We start from the raw sequence: 17,251 nt of genomic DNA, 5'->3' as shown, positions 1-17,251 counted from the left end.
GGGCGCTGCCTGAGAAAATTCTGCAAGGTGCAAGGGCCGAGCCTGGTGCGCCCGGCCGTTATTTTATCGTTTGGAAAGCTTTGTGAGCATATCCCGGGTCATGGCATCCAGGTCGAATTTAGGAGAGAAGCCCCATTCTTCACGAGCGGTGGAACAGTCCAAAGAATCGGGCCAGGAATCCGCTATGGCCTGCCTTTGGGGATCTACGTCGTAGGAGAGGGTGAAATCCGGGATAACTTTCCGAATAGATCCGGCAATGCCCTCCGGATCAAAGCTCATGGCGGAAATGTTGAAGGCGTTGCGGTGCTTCAGCTTTTGTGGATTGGCCTCCATCAGCTGCACCACGGCCTCCAGCGCGTCAGGCATGTACATCATATCCATAAAACTGCCCCGGGCGATGTAGCTCCTGTATTCCTTTTTTGCGAGGGCATCGTAATAGATGTGGACGGCGTAATCTGTGGTTCCGCCTCCGGGAAGCGCCTCGTAAGAGATAAGCCCCGGAAAACGCAGGCCTCGCGTATCCATTCCATATTTTTTGTGATAATAGTCGCAAAGCAGCTCTCCTGCCACTTTTGCGACGCCGTAAATGGTTTCGGGGCGCTGTAAGGTGTCCTGAGGCGTGTTCCTGGCCGGGGTTCCCGGACCGAAGGCCGCTATGGAACTGGGAAAGAAAAACGAGCAGTTTCGCGCCCGGGCCGCTTCCAGCATGGTGTAAAGCCCGTTCATATTCGTGTCCCAGGCCAGCTGGGGACGCATTTCTCCTGTGGCGGAAAGGACGCCCGCCAGATGGATGACGGTATCGGCCTTCGTTTGTTCCAGCAGAGCCGCCGCCGCCGCGCCGTCCCGGGCGTCCAGAATCGCAAAGGGGCCCTCTTCGGAAAAGGAGCCCGAAACCCGTTTTATGTCCGTTGCGGTAACATTGCTCTCGCCGTAGATTTTTCTGAGATGCCGCGTCAGCTCAATGCCAATTTGACCGTTGGCTCCGGAGATCAGTATTTTTTTCATTTTATTTCGCCTTATTTCGTCAAAATTCCCATATCTTTGCCGATGGACGTAAAGATCTCGACGCCCCGGTCCAGGTCCTCCCGGGAATGGACGGCGCTGACCATGACGCGGATGCGGGCGGTTCCTTTGGGAACGGTGGGGAACACGATGGCGGTAGCGAAAATTCCTCTCTCGAAAAGTTTAACGCTGAAATCTTTTGCCGTCTGGGCTTCTCCGATGATGACGGGCGTTATGGGCGTCTCGCTCTGGCCCACGTCGAACCCCCGGCTCTTCAGCTGAGCCTTTAAATAGTTGCCGTTGTCCCAGAGTTTGCGGACCAGATCGTCGTTTTCTTCCATGATCTCCACCGCCGCCAGGTTGGCTGCCACGTCCGGTACGGTGAGAGCGCTGCTGAAAAGGTTCGGGCGGGCTTTCTGCCGCAGAAATTCCACCAGCGTCGCGCTGCCCGCGACCATTCCGCCCATGACTCCGAAAGCCTTGGACATCGTGCCGATTTCGACGTCGACTTTGCCGTGCAGACCGAAGTGATCCACGATCCCACGTCCGCCCCGACCCAGCACGCCTTCTCCGTGAGCGTCATCCACGGCCACCATTGCGCCGAATTTTTCGCTGATTTTCACGATCTCCGGCAGTCGGGCCACGTCGCCGTCCATGGAAAATACTCCGTCGGTAATGACCAGTTTTTTCCCGGAATGAGAGGCGTTTTCTTCGAGTTTTTGGGTCAGATCGGCCATGTCGGAGTGCTCATACCGCAGGGTTTTTGCTTTGGAGAGCCGGCAGGCGTCGATGATGGACGCGTGATTCAGTGAATCGCTGAAGATCAGGTCTCCTTCTCCCATCAGCGTGGGAACTACGGTGAGGTTGGCGCAGAACCCCGACTGAACCACGATGGCCGCCTCGGCCCCCTTGAAGCTGGCCAGCTTTCTTTCCAGCTCCAGATGGAGATTCATGGTTCCCGCGATGGTTCGCACCGCTCCCGGTCCAACTCCATATTTTTCGATCGCTTCTCTGACTCTGGCGCATAATTTCGGATGATTGGCCAAACCCAGATAATTGTTGGAGCAGAGGTTCAGATAATCTTTGCCCTCAATTTTCACCCAGGCGCCCTGGGGACTTTCCAGCACTCGAATGTTGCCATAAAGCCCGTCTCTTTTCATCTGGTCCAGTGTTTCTCTCATGAACGTCGTTGAAACTGCCATCTGTCATCCCTCCATACTCGTCGTCAAACTCAGGGGGAGCGCAACCGGCCTCCCCCGGTTCAGGCAATTTTCCTCAGTGTGTCACAGAAAACGGGAAAGAACAAGGTGAACACAAAGGAATATAAAATATATTCGGAGTTCGAGCCTCTGACGGGGTATAATCCAGATTGGACGTTGCCCGAGAACCGTTACAGACGAAGGGTGTGAAACGACATGACAAACGAATGTACACCTGGCAAAGATCCGTTGCAGGAGCTGATTCCCGCGCAGATGCAGAATAACTCTGCTTCCTATTATATTGCCAATGTTCTGCGCGAGGCCATTTACCGCGGGATTTTGCTGGAAGGGGAAGCTCTTCATCAGAGTCAGCTGGCAGAACGCCTTAACGTCAGCCCTATTCCCCTGCGGGAAGCGTTACGCCTCCTGGAAATGGAGGGACTCGTGGATTTTCACGGCAGAAGGGGAGCGACGGTGACGAAGCTGACCCTTGAGGAAGCCCGTGAGATTTACGAAATGCTGACCGCTCTGGAAGTCAGTGTTTTGCGAATTGCGCTGCCTTCGATTTCAGACGAGGTCGTGGCAGCGGCAGAGGCTCTGCTGGACAGAATGGAAACCGAACCGGACTGCATGGTCTGGCGAGAGCTGAATATCGAATTTCACAATACTCTTCACGAACCGGCGGACCGTCCTCTGACCCTGGACATGATCGCCCGCCTGCGTCAGCAGATCGACCGCTATGTTCGTCTGCACCTGGAGTCCATGCGGGAAGAATCTCAGCAGCAGCACCGGAAAATCCTGGAGGCCGTCCGGGCGGGAGACCTGGAAGCCGCCACCGCCGCGCTGGAGTTTCATCTGAAAAACACCTCCCGGGACCTGCAAACCCACATGCGTGTAAGAGATTGATGTTTCATACCAATTTGAAATAAAAGGCCTAAAGTTAGAATAGCTAAAAGCAGTGATATTCAAACATTAGCTTCTTCATTAACGCTCGGTTGAAAGCAAATTGGTATCAATCATATACGTATGAATGTTCAATGAACATTTCAATTAATGGATGCTCGGCGAGGTGATAATTGTGCCAGTCAATTCTTTTGAAGATTACCCTTTGACATGGAAACCGAAACTGGATAGAAGCAACAGATCTTTATATCAAAGTTTAGCCCGTCAATTAGAACAGGATATTACAGACGGGGTAATTAAACCCGGTACAAAACTGCCTCCACAAAGGGAGCTTGCCGATTTCCTTGATCTGAATGTAAGCACAGTATCAAAAGCCTTTAAGTTGTGCGAGTTAAAGGGGTTATTATCTGCTACGGTTGGAAATGGAACATTCGTGTCTTACGGTGCGCTTACAAATAGGCGACTTGTATCGGAAAATATTGATGGTAACATCGATATGGGCGCCACCGTTCCAGAGTCGTCGGGCAATGCGGTTTTAATGCAAATGCTGAAGGAGATTACCAATAACGCCCAGGCTGTCGATCTGTTCAGCTATCAAACAGATCGGACAATGGGATGGCAAAAAGATGCGGCAGTTAGATTGTTAAGCTGTTGTGGTCACAATATTGACCGCGAACAAGTCCTGTTTGCCAGTGGCGGGCAAAATGCGCTGTCCGCCGTTCTCGCCGCTGTATTCAAACGCGGTGACAAAATTGCTGTGGACGAACATACCTATCCAGGGATCAAAACCGCAGCCGCAATGTTGGGAATACAGCTAATTCCTGTTCCTCAGGGTGATGAAGGCATGGATGTGAGCGCCCTGGAAACGATATGCAACCGGGAAAGAATGAATGGCATATACGTTATTCCGGCTTGCCATAACCCCACTACGATTACAATGCCGGAAGCGCAAAGGATGGAAATTGCAAAGGTTGCGACACAGCATGATTGTATTTTGATTGAAGATGGAACCTATCAGCTTATGGAAACCGGCATGACCGCCATATCTGACTATATTAAAAATAAGGGCATTTACATCGCTACCTTATCAAAAGTAATAGCCCCCGGACTTAGAATAGCATATCTGTCAGTGCCGCCGCTTTATAAAAGTGCCGTTTCGGACGCACTTTATAATTTGAATGTATCGGTTGTTCCCTTGATGGCGGAATTGTCAGCTCGTATTATAGCTTCCGGGCAATTTGAAACTATAATTGAAAACCATAAAGATAATACGGCATTGCGAAGCCTGGTCGTCGATCAATGGCTCTCAGGAGAAATATGCCGAGGAAAAGAAACAGATATTTTTCGATGGCTGCTGTTGCCTGAAAGACATACAGGTAAGGGATTTGAAGATATTGCGCTTTCAAAGGGTGTCCAGGTTTATGCGGCAGAAAGGTTTGCCATAGGCAAAACACCCCCTGCTCATGCCGTTCGGCTTTCCATCTGTGCTCCCAAAGACTTGGAACAGCTTGAAAAGGGGATAAAAATATTAGCGGAGCTGATCGAGTCCTGATGGAGCGCCTGAAACTGAGGTGTACAATTCATTCACTTAAAAATAGGTGCAGTAACATTAAAAGCAGGAAGTTGTAAATTTTATTTCCAGGCACTGCCTGAGCATCGTTAAAACATTGTACGCCGTACAATAAATATATTGTGTGGCGTATTTTTCTATATTAATATTAGGGAAGTTAGAATTAAAAGAATATAAAGAAGCTTAAAAATAAATATAGAGAAGGAGCGCAAAAATGAAACAATATGTAGTTGACGCATTTACGGACAGGGTATTTGGCGGCAACCCTGCCGCTGTCTGCATTCTGGATGCCTGGCTCTCGGATGAACTGATGATGAAAATTACAGCAGAAAACAACCTCTCTGAAACAGCTTTTGCCGTTAAAGAGGGGAATGTCTGTCATCTGCGCTGGTTCACGCCGGGCGGCGAAGTGGAACTCTGCGGCCACGCCACCCTGGCCACCGCCTATGTCATTTTCCGCTTCGTGCGGCCGGAGTTGACGACAGTGGCTTTCGACACTCTGAGCGGGCGGCTGACGGTGGAGAAAAACGGCGATATGTTGACGATGGATTTTCCGTCTTTCCAACTCACGCCCATTCCTGTCACAGAAGACATGGCCGCGGCTCTGGGCGTCATGCCCGTTGAGGCGTACATGGGCGCGGACCTGGTCTGTGTGCTGGAGAATGAGGCTCAAGTCCGGGGGGTCACGGCAAATCAGGAACTCATCCGCAGGATGGAGGGACTGTGCCTGCATATCACCGCCTTGGGCGAACAATATGATTGCGTGACCCGATCCTTTGCCCCGAAATGTAACGTGGCGGAAGACCCTGTCTGCGGAAGAGGGCATTGTCATGTGGTGCCGCTGTGGGCGGGGAAAACCGGCTCTAATGAATGGACAGCGTATCAGGCTTCCGCCCGGGGCGGTGTCCTTTACTGTCAATACTTGGGGGAACGCATTCTATTGAGCGGGAAAGCTGCGCTTTTCTCCGAAGCTGAAATTTACGTAAACGCTGATTAGAGCCAACTGCGCTGAATCTGCCTGCGCAGATCTGACGAAAATTCAGCGCAGCTGCGGTGCATTCGACCGCTTAGTTTTATACCAATTTGCTTTCAACCGAGCGTTAATGAAGAAGCTAATGTTTGAATATCACTGCTTTTAGCTATTCTAACTTTAGGCCTTTTATTTCAAATTGGTATTATTGGCTTTAATCGGCACTTCACAATATGACGCTGAAAGGACCTCTTATGATGAAAGACGGGAATAAATTGAACGTCATTTTTAGAGTTGTTCTTCTGACTTTCGCGGGCGTATTGATTTACGCCATGAGCGCCGGCATCAGAAATAATTACGGGATCATGCTCCATTCCATTATCGACAGCTCCGGAACCTCCTTCGCCTCCGTCAGTTTTGTGCTGGCCGTGGGACAGTTGATATTCGGCCTGGTGCAGCCTCTGTTCGGGATTATGGCCGCGAAGAAAGGAAACGTGTCTGTTCTCGTCTCGGGCATCGCGCTCATGCTCGTCGGAATGGTCCTTACACCGTTATGCAAATCGATCGCTCCGCTCATTCTGTGTTTGGGCTTCATACTGCCCGCCGGCACCGGAGCGCTTTCTTATGGAATCATCATGGGGACGCTCACGCCCAAAATTCCGCCCCGGTCGGTTTCTGCCGTTTCGGGGATCGTGAACGCGAGCAGCGGCGTCGGCAACACAGCCCTGTCCCCTGTCATCAATTCGCTGATAAGGACCGGCGGCCTCATGCACGGAATGCTCGTTCTGGCCGTTCCCCTGTCTCTGATGCTGCCCGTATCGCTTTGGATGGGCAAAAAGGACAAAAAGCAGGTTCGGTCCGGGGAAAATCTTTCTCCCTCGTCTTCCTCGCATTTAGCGGAAGACCGGGTAAACATCAAAGCGATGTTCCAAAGGGCTTTGAAAAGCAAAACTTACATCTATCTCATGCTCGGTTTTTTTACCTGCGGCTTTCACATGGCGCTCATCACCAATCACCTCCCCACACAAATCCGTTCCTTCGGATTTTCCCCCGAAGCCGTAGCTTACGCCTTTTCGGTTTACGGCGTCGCGACGATAGTTGGCTCGGTTTTAAGCGGAAGTCTGTGCGGAAAATTCAAAATGAAAAACGTTCTTGGGTTTTATTATGGCTTACGGCCCATAACCATTCTGCTTTTTCTGGTGGTTCCCAAAACTTTGCCGACCGTGACGCTTTTCACGGCGTTGTTCGGGTTCTCAGGCGCGGCAACCGTCCCTCCCGTGTCGGGGATCATCAACAGGGTCTTTGGCGCGGGCAGCATCGCCACGCTGTATGGTTTGGTCTTCTTTGTCCACCAGATCGGCGGTTTTTTCGGAGCGTGGTTTGCCGGGATATGTTTTGAGGCGACAAAAAGCTACACGGCGGTATGGACCGCTGCCATCGTGTTCGGCATCGCGGCTTCCGCCGTCAGCCTGGCGATAAAAGAAACCGAAAGCGACCGATAAATCAGGAGGGTTTTTCATGGAAGCATTGCAGGGTTTGAAAGTGATTGAATTGGGACATGCGGTTGCGGGGCCCTTTTGCAGTTGCCTTTTGGCGGATTTTGGAGCAGATGTATTGAAAATCGAGGCGCCTGGAAGCGGAGACATGTTGCGCGGGATGGGACTGTTTCCCAATCTGTGGTTTACCGTGGAAGACCGCAATAAAAAATGTGTAACTTTGGATATAAAAAGCGAACGAGGTAAGGAATTATTCACAGATTTACTGCGAGATGCCGACATTCTGATACAAAATATGCGTCCTGGAACACTGACAAAATTGGGTTTCCCCTGGGATCGGTTACAGGAAATTAATCCACGTTTGATCCTGGTCAATATTTCAGGTTATGGACAGGATGGCCCTTACAGAGATAAGCCTGCTTTTGATCGAATAGGCATGGCGCTGGGCGGTTTGACTCATGTGACGGGTTATAGAGATGGTCCACCGACCAGAACCGGCATAGCTTTGGCAGATTTTACGGCGGGCATTTTTGGCGCGATGGGAGCTCTTATTGCAATTTATAACAGAGATGTGGTGGAAACAGGGCGAGGTCAGCAAATCGATTCCACTCTGTATGAAAGTATCTTGCGTCTCATGGAATCTGGTTTAGTGGAATATTCTTACGCGGGCATTGTAAAGACGAGAAATGGTAATCGTCATATAGCGACGGTGCCTTCTGGTCATTACCTTACTAAAGATGAACAGTATCTGGTCATGGCCGTAGGAGGAGACAAACTGTTTCAAAAGTTTGCAAATCTGATTGATATGCCTGAATTACTTAAAGATGAGCGATTCAACACGATGAACGCCCGTGCTGTACATCATGACGAAATGGAACAGATTGCGGAAGCCTGGGTTAGGGAGCATACGATCCAGGAGTGTCTGGATATATTAGGCAATGACATTCCCTGCAGTAAAGTTTTCACTGTTGAAGATATGTTCAAAGACCCGCATTTTGCCGCCAGAAATGATATTATCAGCCTGGAGACTGAGCAATTCGGCAAACTTTCGATGCAGAATGTAACGCCCATACTTTCTGAGACGCCAGGGCATGTCCATTGGGCTGGCCCGAAAATGGGATCTTATAATGAAAAACTTTATCTTGAAGAACTCAAACTGTCGCGGGAGGAATATGACCAGTTGCGCAGCGAGGGGATTATATGACCGATTACTATAAGCGGCCCTGAAGGGCGGGCTTTGCGACCCGCCCTTGATACCGGTCAGAAAGTATTCCTCAGTGCGGAGCCCTGTCGAAGAACGGAGATTTTCCTGAAACAGACAGAGGAACGCCCATAATCATTTTATATTCGCCAAGCAACCCCAGAGAAGCGGCGGCTTTCCCGATGGTAAACATGATTCTGCTGTCCACCCGATTGTCCGCAACGAGCGCGACGGCCGACCCCAGCGCGATCCCCAGGTCAAGAGGCGTATAAATACACGTCGCTCCGGCTTCCGAGCAGGCTTTACAGCCCGAAAAACCGCAGAGTGTGCATAATTCTTCCAGTCCTCTGACCTCGTATTTGGCGCCGACAATTACGACAGCTGTGCTCGCGTCCACGTTCCCCGCGTCGCGGATAAAAAATTTCCCCTCTTCTCCGAAGCTTTTTCCGAGGCGCCTCATTTCATCCGCCAGTTTTTTCTTCTCTTCACCCGTCAATATTCCCGTTTCCAAATGGTCCGTTCCGCAGGCCTTGGGCGCGGTTCGCACCGCCGCGCATACGGAATAAGCCAAATTCAAAACCGCCTGTTCCTCCGCTTTTTTCGAGTCAATCATCGTATATCCCCCCTTGGATAACTTATGAGAATACATTATCACAGATACGACAATTTTCTTGACAATGTCGGAGAATATGATAAATTAAGCAATGAGAAATAATCTGGTTTATATAGACGCTACATACAAAGCAGAATATCTCGGATTCGGATTTTGGCGGCAGTTTTGCGAAAAACCGAAAGCAGGGGGTTTTCTGTGTGTGAAGTCAATCAAAGCCCTCTTACAGCGAAGGGGGCTTTTTTTATTTGTGTTTCACGTGTTTCACAAACCTTAACGGAGGTGTTGCGTGTTATGGGTAAGCCTATAGTGGCGCGTTGGGAATGGCGCACATTCGGGGCGGGGTTCGGACCGGCGGAGGACAAAATACGCGCTTACGAGCAGGGCAATTTCAAGGAGAGCGGGGAAGACTACATTTTATCCCGCAAAAGCGACGAAAACACCAAGATTCGTGACGATTTGATGGACATAAAGTCCCTCCAGAAGGTGGACGCCCATAAGCTGGAGCAGTGGCTGCCCGTTATGAAGGAAGGTTTCCCCATCGGTTTGGAGGCGCTGAAAAAACTTTTCGCCATTTTCAAAGTTCCGGAGCCCATCTATGGCCGTACGGAGTACACGTACGACCAGTTTATCAAAGAACTGATCCGCCCCAACGAGAACCTGCGTCTGGTGGACGTCAAAAAGAAACGTTACATTTACGTCATCAATAACTGTATCGTGGAAATTGCAGAAACAATCTTCGACGGCGTGGCGCTGAAAACGATCTGTGTGGAACACGAAGATCCCGAAAACGTCTATAAAACGGTGGTCGAGCTGGGATTGAAGGATTACCCCAACATCAACTATATCCAGGCCATGAAAAAGACCGTCGGTATGGCCTGACCGCGGTCCTGAGTCGAAGGAGACACGCATAATGGGAGAAATCAAAGCGGTCATAGATATCGGTACGGGTTCGATTAAATTTCACGTGGCGGAGAAAAATGGAGGAACTCTCAAAGTTCTGAAAGACGCCAACAACATTGCCCGTCTCGGTGAAGGATTGAAGGAAACGGGTTCCATCGCGCCGGACGCGCTGGAGCGCAACGCCGTCGCCGTGGCTGAATTCGCGGATACGGCGCGTTCGCTGGGCGCAGCGGAAATTGTGGCGGTGGGGACGATGGCGCTGCGCACGGCGAAAAACGCGGCCGCTTTCATCGACCGGGTGAAAGAACTGGCAAAGGTCGGAGTCCGGGTCATTCCCGGCGACGAAGAGGCCCGACTCTCCTATATCGCCGTTATGTCGGGAATCGACGTGGGAGGTAAAAACCTGGTCACCTTCGATACCGGCGGAGGAAGCACGGAGTTCGTCTACGGCAGAGGCGAAACGATGCTGAAAAAATTCAGCGTCAGCCTGGGTGCGGTTCGTCTCACGGAACAGTTCTTCAATGCCGATCCCGTAGCGGCCGGCAGCGTGAGCGAGGCCGAAGCCCTCATCGAAAAAGAGCTTGCGGCGGGCGGCGTCGACGGGCAAACAGATTTCCTCGTGGGCATGGGAGGGACGGTCACCAGCATCGCCTCCGTGAAACATAAAATGGCGGTCTATGACCCGGACGTGGTGCAGGGTTCGTCTCTTACCGCCGGAGACATCGCCGCGCAGATCAGAGACTATGAAGGAAAAACCCTGGAAGAGCGAAAAAAAATCGTGGGCCTTCAGCCGAAGCGCGCCGATGTGATTCTGGCGGGAGCCTGCATCGTCAGAGTCATCATGAAAATGCTGGGGGTCGAAAAGCTGACGGTGAGCGATCGGGGACTGCGGCACGGACTGATGTATGAATTAATGAAATAAAATTCTTAAATAAAGTAAAGAAAAAAGAAAGGAGAATTTTATCATTATGATGAAAAAATCTTTGTGGCTTGCGGTGATGTGCGCGATCGTTATGTCCGCCTCGGCGGCTTTTGCCGCGTACCCCGACAAACCGATCAAAATCGTCAACTACGTGGGACCGGGAGGGCTGATGGACGTTACCAGCCGTAAATTTATCGCCGTCGCCCAGAAGTACACCGACGCGACCTTTGTGGTGGAAAACAAGGAAGGGGCGGGCGGACTTATCGGTATTGAGGCGGTTCTGGAACAGCCGGCGGACGGCTATACCGTTTTTGCTCCAACGACTTCCGTAATTTTGAAAGTTCTGACCTCGAATAAGGACATCGATCAGTACATATGGAGCTTTGAATGGATTGCCATGCTGATGCGGGATCCGGAATGCCTTATTGGTTCCGTCAAAAACCCGGTTCACGTTTGGGCTGACGTCGTAAAGGACGCCAGGGAGAAAAATGGCGCTCAGATATGGACCGGTCCCGCTGCTGGAGGCAACGACCACATCATGGCAATGAAAACATGGGCTGTGGCAGGCATTAAAGGCAAATACGTCCCTTATAAATCCGGACCTGAAGCCATGCTTGGCGTTCTCGGCGGACAGGGCGTCGTGTACGTGGGTAACCCCGCGGACATCGGCGGTCGGGAGGGGTTCAACATCATCGCCGTCTCCTCCAAAGAGCGGCTGAAGGTTTTTCCCGACGCTCCGACCTTCGGAGAACTGGGACTGACGGGCATGGACGACGAGACCATGTGGCGGGGCTTCTGCGTGAAGAAGGGAACCCCGGAAGAGGCTATGGTCTGGTGGGAAAACCTTCTGAAGAAAGTCGCGGCGGACCCCGAGTGGCGCTCTTACCTGGAGGCCGACGGCATCGAAGTGGTGGACTGGGGCCGGGAAAAATTCACGGAGCAGGTTAAGAAGGACGTGGAAGACTCTCTGCTTTATCTGAAGGAGTACGGAATCATTAAATAAAAACCGGCGGCAAAGAATTTCTGTTTTTCTGTTCATTTTCATTTCAATCTCCCAGGCGGGGAATGGAGGACAGAAATCCTTCCCCGCAATATAAATATTATTCAAAAATCATGAGGTATTGCACAAGGCAATGCCCTGCAGGAGGCGATTGAGTTGACGAAGGATCTGTACTTTTTTTTAGCGGGTTGCGTTGTCCTGTTATTCCTCGTGGTTGGGGCGGCGTTTCGTTTCGGACGCAGGGAACGTTCAGGGCAGATCGTGGTCGCAGTCGTCCTGCTGGAGATTGCCGGGCTCTTCATCTGGATGGCGGTGAACCTCGAAATATCGCCGCTTATGGACTCGAACCCGTCGACCGTGCCCATCACCTGGGCAGCGGCGCTGGCTTTCTTCGCCTTCTATCAGCTCTCTCGCGTGTGGAAGGGCGAAACGCCGCCCGATCCTGAAACGGGCCGCATCGACAAGGTAATATTGACGATTGTTCTTGTGGTTGCCTGCATTTGGGGAATCGAATATCTGGGGTTCTATATCGCCACTTCAGGATTGATTGTGCTGATGTTGCTGATTTTGGGCGAGTATCGCTGGAAAACGCTCCTTTTATCTCCCGCGGGCTGGTCTCTTTTCTCGTGGCTCACCTTCGAAAAACTGCTGCGACTGGGTCTGCCGGTCGGAAAATTCTGGCTGTAGGGGGCGTGAACGATGAGCATTTTATCCCACCTTTATGAAGGCCTGGTGCCCCTTCTTGGCGTGAAACCGCTTCTTGTCATTCTGGCGGGGGTTGTCGTCGGCATCCTGGGCGGCGCCATGCCCGGAATTTCCCCTTCCATGGCGGTGGCGCTCCTTCTGCCCTTTACGTTTGGCATGTCGCCCGAGCTGGGCATCGTCATGCTCTGCGCCATCTACCTGGCGGCCAACTACGGCGGCTCCATAACGGCGGTGATGATCAATACCCCTGGGACTCCGTCGGCGGTGGTGACGGCCTTTGACGGCTATCCCCTGGCCCGGGACGGAAAAGCGGGAATTGGACTTGGCGTTTCCCTGGTGGCCTCCGTTGTGGGCGGTTTTGTGGGAATTTTTATTCTGATTCTTTTCGCCATCCCTCTGGCCGAGCTGGCTCTGAAATTCTGGCCGGCGGAGTACTTCGCCCTGGCGATTATGGGACTGACGACGGTGGCCTCGCTGGGAGGCGGAAAGTGGGTGGAGTCCTTCCTTGCGGTGCTGCTGGGGCTTCTGCTCAACACCATCGGCATGGACCACATGACGGGCTCGTCCCGTTTCACCTTCGACCTCGTGAGGCTGTACGACGGATTTTCCTTCGTGCCGGCCCTCATCGGACTTTTTGCGATCAGCGAGGTTCTCTCCAACATAGAAACCTTCAACTTTCACATGGAAAAAATCGAGGTCGCGGACCTGAAGTCCGTCTGGCCCACGCTGAAAGATTACATGAAACTGAAATGGACGATGCTGCGGGCGGGAGTGCTGGGCACCGTCATCGGAGTTTTCCCCGGCGCGGGAGGAACCATCGCCTCGTTTATCGCCTACGACGTGGAAAAACGCCTCAGCAGTGAGCCCGAGACCTTCGGTAAGGGCAACCCCCACGGTGTGGCTGCGGCGGAGGCGGCCAACAGCAGCTCCGTGGGAGGGGCGCTGGTGCCTCTGCTGGCGCTGGGGATTCCGGGAAGCGCCTCAGCCGCCGTGCTGGTGGGGGCTCTGATGATTCACGAACTTCGTCCGGGGCCGGAGCTGTTCACCCGTTCTCCTCTTTTGGTCTACATGCTGTTTTCCAGTCTCCTGGTCGCCAACGTGGTCCTTCTGGGGCTCGGCGCCTTTGGAAGCCGTCTGTGGATCAAGGTTTCTCTGATCCCCAAAAGAATTCTCTATCCTTTTATTTTCGTTTTTTCCATGATCGGCAGTTACGCGGTGCGCTCTTCGCTTTTTGACGTTGGGGTGTGTTTTGGGTTCGGCCTTCTGGGCTGGATTCTGAATCGTTATCGTTACCCGGTTTCTCCCATTGTCCTGGGGCTGGTGCTGGGTACCATGATCGAAACGTATCTGCAGATGACGCTTATGATGGGAGGGGTATCGCTTCTTTTCACCCGCCCGATCAGCGCCGTTCTGCTGGTCATCTCCATCGCTCTTGTCGCGTGGCCCTTCATCGCGGACATGAGGGACAGAAAAAAACGAAAAAAGGATCTGTAACGTCAGATGTTTCTGTATTTCTATCCAATCATTAACCTTCTGGGGGGAATCTGCCTCTTTCTTTACGGAGCGTCGCAGGCCACGGAGGCTTTTCGTTCCGCATTCGGCGCCCGCGCCCGGGAGGCGATGAGCCGTTTTGCCCAGCGTAAACCCCAGGCGATGATCTTTGGAATCCTTCTGGCCGCCATCACTCAGGGGAGTACCGTTTCTTCTTCCATCGCGATCAGCTTCGCCGACGTGGGGATGCTCTCGCTGGCCGGCGCGGTGGTGGTTACGATGGGGGCCAGCGTGGGAGGGACTTTTGTTACCTTCCTCATCAGCCTCGACATCGTCAGCTTTTCGCCGCTGTTCCTGACGGTGAGTTTCCTGATGACCCGTTTTGGGAACAGTTGGGTCAGAAAAATTGGCAACGTGCTTCAGGCGCTTTCGTTGATTCTTCTTGGCATGTTTTTGCTGAAACTCGGCGCGGAGCCACTGTTGAACGACACCTCCCTGCGCCACGCCGTCCTGGCCATCGCGCTCCGTCCCTGGACGATGTTCTTCGCCGCCGTGTTTGGAACCGCCATTTTGCAGAGTTCCGCCTCGGTCATGGCCCTTGCCGTCACCATCGCCATGACGGGAGCTCTGCCTCAAAGCGCGGTTTTTCCCGTTTCTCTGGGGTCGCATCTGGGCAGCACGGTCGCCATGCTTCTGGCTGCGGCGGGAGGGCGTCGCAACGCACGGGTACTGGGCGTCGCGACGTTTCTGTACAAGCTGGCGGGGGTACTTGCGTTCCTTCCCTGCATTCCCTGGGCAAACGCCTTTCTGGCCAGGCTGGGTTTTTCCATGCCGACCAACATTGTGCTGTCCCAGGTGTTGCTGGTTCTTTTAAACGCGGCGATTTTCTATCCCTGGCCTCAGATTTTGGTTCATGGAAGTTCCTTTCTTCTCACCCGCGTATCCGGAGCCGGTTTGAGGGAGCCCGTCTATCTGGACGACGATCTGCTCGAAATTCCCTCTCTGGCGGTTCATCTTCTGGCCAGAGAAATGATTCGCCTCACCAACTACATCGAGGCCCTGCTTCAGATGCAGTTCTATCCGGAAAAGGGCGGAAACGATCTGAAAAATCTCCTGCCGGATGGTATTCAGGATCTGACGGAAGCCTGTGAACAGTACATGTACGCCATTCAGCCTCCCTCCATCGCGGAGGATCGGGCAACCGTGCGGGAATATCGAACAATTTCCTACGCCATGCTGTCCCTCCGGGAAACCTCGCGCCTTGCCACAGGGCGTCTCGCTGAACTTTTCCGTGAATACCGGCTGGACATTCTGGCCGAAGAGGTCGGAAAATCGGAGTGGAACCAAATGACGGCTCTGTTTATGGAAACGGTGCGCGACGCCTTTCACGCTTTTGCGCTGGGAGACGCGGACCTCGCCCAGGAGGCCATTGAAAGATCGAAAGAATTTGAAAAATTCACTTCGCACCTGCGCGGTCGGCTGCTGGAGGGCGAAACGGGACGCAGAGGCAATTCCGCTGTGATGGATTTCGCGACTGTGGCGAGGCGTTTCCTGCATGCCGCTCAGGAGGTCGTTCGGGGCGACGTTTTTGCCGAATGGATTCAGACGGAAAGCAAAAATGGAGAGAAAGGAATGGAACATTTTGGATAAAAGCAAGTCAGTGGAGTCTTTTCTATACGCTTCGGACAAGGAACGCATCGTCAGACACGTGATGAGAATGGGGCAACTGGCGGGAGTGGCCCTGAAAGACGCGGTGGAAGCCGTCATTACGGCGGATGAAGAGCTTGCGGAAAAGGTCGTGGCGGGCGACGACGAGATTGATACCGTGGAGGAGGAAATCGACCAGGAGTGCCTGAGATCGATTGCGATGCGTCAGCCTGTCAGAGAGGAGCTGCGCTTTATTTTCGCGGTGCTCAAAACGATAACGGACCTGGAGCGAATCGGAGATCAGGCGGTCAACATCGCTCGCTGGGCTCTGGAGTTGAAAAAATATCCCCGAATCGAAGTGAACCCCGTTCTCGGCGACATGAGGAAAATTGCGGGAAGCATGCTCCAGGACGCAATGGAGGCGTTCAGAACCTCGGATGGAAACATGTCCGCGGAAATTTGCGCCCGGGACGACCTGCTGGACCGGAACTATTCCACCATATTCAATGAGTTCATCGATTTGATGGCCTCGTCCAGTACGGGAGACACAAACATCGTCCGCGCCATCACGGGCCAAATGTGGATCGCCCGTCACCTGGAGCGGACCGGCGACCACGTGACGAACATCGCGGAACGGGTCTACTTCATGGATAAAGGCGAAACTCTGACAAAAGATAAGGAGCGAGCGTTATTGGCGGAGCTGACGAAAACGTCTGTCTCAGAGTGAGTCCCGCTAATTCCGGCTGCAAAGCTCCTGCCGGCGCGACGTATTTTCTGAACAGTGTAACGTTCCATCAACAGACAGTTGATATTGTCATACCAGTTTGAAGTCAAAGGCCTGATAATGAAACCAGGCGGACCGCAGATTTTCCCCTCTTGGGGAACAGGCGCGAAGCTGTTCACACGGCTCATGCTTCACCGGTTCGCCGCTTATAAAGTTAAAATAGTTAAAAGCAATGACATTCAAACATTAGCTTCCTCATTAACACTCTTTATGAAAGCAAATTGGCATCATTCGTGAAAATCAGTCCGTATGGCGATTATGACGGCGTTATATTGTTCGGCACGGAGGCCGAGCGGCATACGAACCGGGAAGATTCAGATAGAAGAACCGGCGTCAGGGATCGAGTCAGGATTATCGAGTTGAAGGTTGTTAAAAATGGAGACGCCGTTAAAGTGACAAATGAGGCCCTGGAACAAATTGTGGAAAAAGCTCGTACGGCGCGTTTATCCAAACGCAATATTACCCGTTCTCACAACAGGCGACCGTCAGCGACACATAACAGAATTCGAAGCGAGGAGATATACGACGGCTATGATATAAATTTTGTCGTCGATGTGTTATCCTGTCAATATCGCGGGACTTCGACAACAGTCGCGAATATGGGATAAAACAGCACCTTGACAATAAAATAGAAGGTATGTGAAAATATATTTCATGAGAAAAGCAAAAGGGGGCTTTTCGTAGTTCCAGAAGTACCAACGTCGCAGCGGCTTTGAAGTCTTCCTTTGAGGGATTGAAACTTTCAATCATCAGCTTCTGTTTTTCCTCAGAAAGCCTTTGAAGTCTTCCTTTGAGGGATTGAAACCATTATTCCACCCAATCACGGATTACTCTCGGTAAATCCTTTG

At 52.2% G+C, this 17,251-nt stretch carries 15 protein-coding genes; 12 read left to right on the top strand and 3 right to left on the bottom strand.

Annotated features, from left to right (window positions below):
* Positions 1–63 precede the first annotated feature (63 nt).
* Together LBR61_13095 and LBR61_13090 are read right to left on the bottom strand one after the other, a co-directional pair.
* Positions 64–1,005, bottom strand: coding sequence for an NAD-dependent epimerase/dehydratase family protein (locus tag LBR61_13095; GenBank protein ID MDR1733017.1), 942 nt, complete (start codon positions 1,003–1,005; stop codon positions 64–66).
* Between the two features lie 11 nt (positions 1,006–1,016).
* Complete coding sequence (locus LBR61_13090; GenBank protein MDR1733016.1) at positions 1,017–2,204, bottom strand: glycine C-acetyltransferase; 1,188 nt, start codon at positions 2,202–2,204, stop codon at positions 1,017–1,019.
* 213 nt (positions 2,205–2,417) lie between these two features.
* On the opposite strand from LBR61_13090, the gene LBR61_13085 reads away from it, so the two are divergent.
* The 5 genes from LBR61_13085 (at position 2,418) to LBR61_13065 (ending at position 8,344) form a co-directional block, all read left to right on the top strand.
* A complete protein-coding gene (locus LBR61_13085; protein ID MDR1733015.1) occupies positions 2,418–3,107 on the top strand; it encodes a GntR family transcriptional regulator in 690 nt (229 codons plus the stop codon).
* Positions 3,108–3,279: 172 nt separating this feature from the next.
* Positions 3,280–4,656: a PLP-dependent aminotransferase family protein gene (locus tag LBR61_13080; protein MDR1733014.1), complete on the top strand. Its 1,377-nt coding sequence runs from the start codon at positions 3,280–3,282 to the stop codon at positions 4,654–4,656.
* A 232-nt stretch (positions 4,657–4,888) separates the two neighbouring features.
* Entirely contained in the window at positions 4,889–5,671 is a 783-nt protein-coding gene (locus tag LBR61_13075; protein ID MDR1733013.1) for a PhzF family phenazine biosynthesis protein, read from the top strand.
* A 248-nt stretch (positions 5,672–5,919) separates the two neighbouring features.
* Entirely contained in the window at positions 5,920–7,146 is a 1,227-nt protein-coding gene (locus LBR61_13070; GenBank protein MDR1733012.1) for an MFS transporter, read from the top strand.
* Positions 7,147–7,162: 16 nt separating this feature from the next.
* Positions 7,163–8,344 (top strand): CoA transferase, encoded by a 1,182-nt coding sequence (locus tag LBR61_13065; protein ID MDR1733011.1) that lies wholly within the window; start codon positions 7,163–7,165, stop codon positions 8,342–8,344.
* 70 nt (positions 8,345–8,414) lie between these two features.
* Here LBR61_13065 and LBR61_13060 read toward each other — a convergent pair whose 3' ends face one another.
* Positions 8,415–8,954, bottom strand: a complete 540-nt coding sequence (locus tag LBR61_13060) for a DUF2148 domain-containing protein (protein MDR1733010.1) — start codon at positions 8,952–8,954, stop codon at positions 8,415–8,417.
* Between the two features lie 291 nt (positions 8,955–9,245).
* On the opposite strand from LBR61_13060, the gene LBR61_13055 reads away from it, so the two are divergent.
* The 7 genes from LBR61_13055 (at position 9,246) to phoU (ending at position 16,346) form a co-directional block, all read left to right on the top strand.
* Complete coding sequence (locus LBR61_13055) at positions 9,246–9,833, top strand: hypothetical protein (protein ID MDR1733009.1); 588 nt, start codon at positions 9,246–9,248, stop codon at positions 9,831–9,833.
* A gap of 31 nt (positions 9,834–9,864) precedes the next feature.
* Positions 9,865–10,776 carry a Ppx/GppA family phosphatase gene (locus LBR61_13050; protein ID MDR1733008.1) on the top strand — a complete coding sequence of 304 codons (912 nt, stop codon included), beginning with the start codon at positions 9,865–9,867 and terminating at the stop codon, positions 10,774–10,776.
* A gap of 46 nt (positions 10,777–10,822) precedes the next feature.
* Positions 10,823–11,779, top strand: a complete 957-nt coding sequence (locus LBR61_13045) for a tripartite tricarboxylate transporter substrate binding protein (GenBank protein ID MDR1733007.1) — start codon at positions 10,823–10,825, stop codon at positions 11,777–11,779.
* A gap of 153 nt (positions 11,780–11,932) precedes the next feature.
* Positions 11,933–12,463, top strand: a complete 531-nt coding sequence (locus LBR61_13040) for a tripartite tricarboxylate transporter TctB family protein (protein ID MDR1733006.1) — start codon at positions 11,933–11,935, stop codon at positions 12,461–12,463.
* A gap of 12 nt (positions 12,464–12,475) precedes the next feature.
* Positions 12,476–13,975: a tripartite tricarboxylate transporter permease gene (locus LBR61_13035; protein ID MDR1733005.1), complete on the top strand. Its 1,500-nt coding sequence runs from the start codon at positions 12,476–12,478 to the stop codon at positions 13,973–13,975.
* A 6-nt stretch (positions 13,976–13,981) separates the two neighbouring features.
* A complete protein-coding gene (locus tag LBR61_13030; protein MDR1733004.1) occupies positions 13,982–15,622 on the top strand; it encodes a Na/Pi symporter in 1,641 nt (546 codons plus the stop codon).
* Complete coding sequence (gene phoU, locus LBR61_13025) at positions 15,591–16,346, top strand: phosphate signaling complex protein PhoU (GenBank protein ID MDR1733003.1); 756 nt, start codon at positions 15,591–15,593, stop codon at positions 16,344–16,346. The genes LBR61_13030 and phoU overlap by 32 nt, the downstream gene beginning before the upstream one ends.
* Positions 16,347–17,251: the final 905 nt, after the last annotated feature.

Source organism: Synergistaceae bacterium, from assembly GCA_031272035.1.
GTDB lineage: Bacteria > Synergistota > Synergistia > Synergistales > Aminobacteriaceae > JAISSA01.
The sequence above is the reverse complement of the archived record's forward strand: the minus strand, read 5'-3'. Positions and strand labels throughout refer to the sequence as shown.

Bases quoted from the DNA above. Each gene is read 5' to 3' on its own strand.
- phoU (MDR1733003.1), top strand. From the start codon at position 15,591: ATGGAGAGAAAGGAATGGAACATTTTGGATAAAAGCAAGTCAGTGGAG.
- LBR61_13050 (MDR1733008.1), top strand. From the start codon at position 9,865: ATGGGAGAAATCAAAGCGGTCATAGATATCGGTACGGGTTCGATTAAA.
- LBR61_13030 (MDR1733004.1), top strand. From the start codon at position 13,982: ATGTTTCTGTATTTCTATCCAATCATTAACCTTCTGGGGGGAATCTGC.
- LBR61_13060 (MDR1733010.1), bottom strand. From the start codon at position 8,954: ATGATTGACTCGAAAAAAGCGGAGGAACAGGCGGTTTTGAATTTGGCT.
- LBR61_13045 (MDR1733007.1), top strand. From the start codon at position 10,823: ATGATGAAAAAATCTTTGTGGCTTGCGGTGATGTGCGCGATCGTTATG.
- LBR61_13095 (MDR1733017.1), bottom strand. From the start codon at position 1,005: ATGAAAAAAATACTGATCTCCGGAGCCAACGGTCAAATTGGCATTGAG.
- LBR61_13075 (MDR1733013.1), top strand. From the start codon at position 4,889: ATGAAACAATATGTAGTTGACGCATTTACGGACAGGGTATTTGGCGGC.
- LBR61_13035 (MDR1733005.1), top strand. From the start codon at position 12,476: ATGAGCATTTTATCCCACCTTTATGAAGGCCTGGTGCCCCTTCTTGGC.
- LBR61_13065 (MDR1733011.1), top strand. From the start codon at position 7,163: ATGGAAGCATTGCAGGGTTTGAAAGTGATTGAATTGGGACATGCGGTT.
- LBR61_13055 (MDR1733009.1), top strand. From the start codon at position 9,246: ATGGGTAAGCCTATAGTGGCGCGTTGGGAATGGCGCACATTCGGGGCG.
- LBR61_13090 (MDR1733016.1), bottom strand. From the start codon at position 2,204: ATGGCAGTTTCAACGACGTTCATGAGAGAAACACTGGACCAGATGAAA.
- LBR61_13085 (MDR1733015.1), top strand. From the start codon at position 2,418: ATGACAAACGAATGTACACCTGGCAAAGATCCGTTGCAGGAGCTGATT.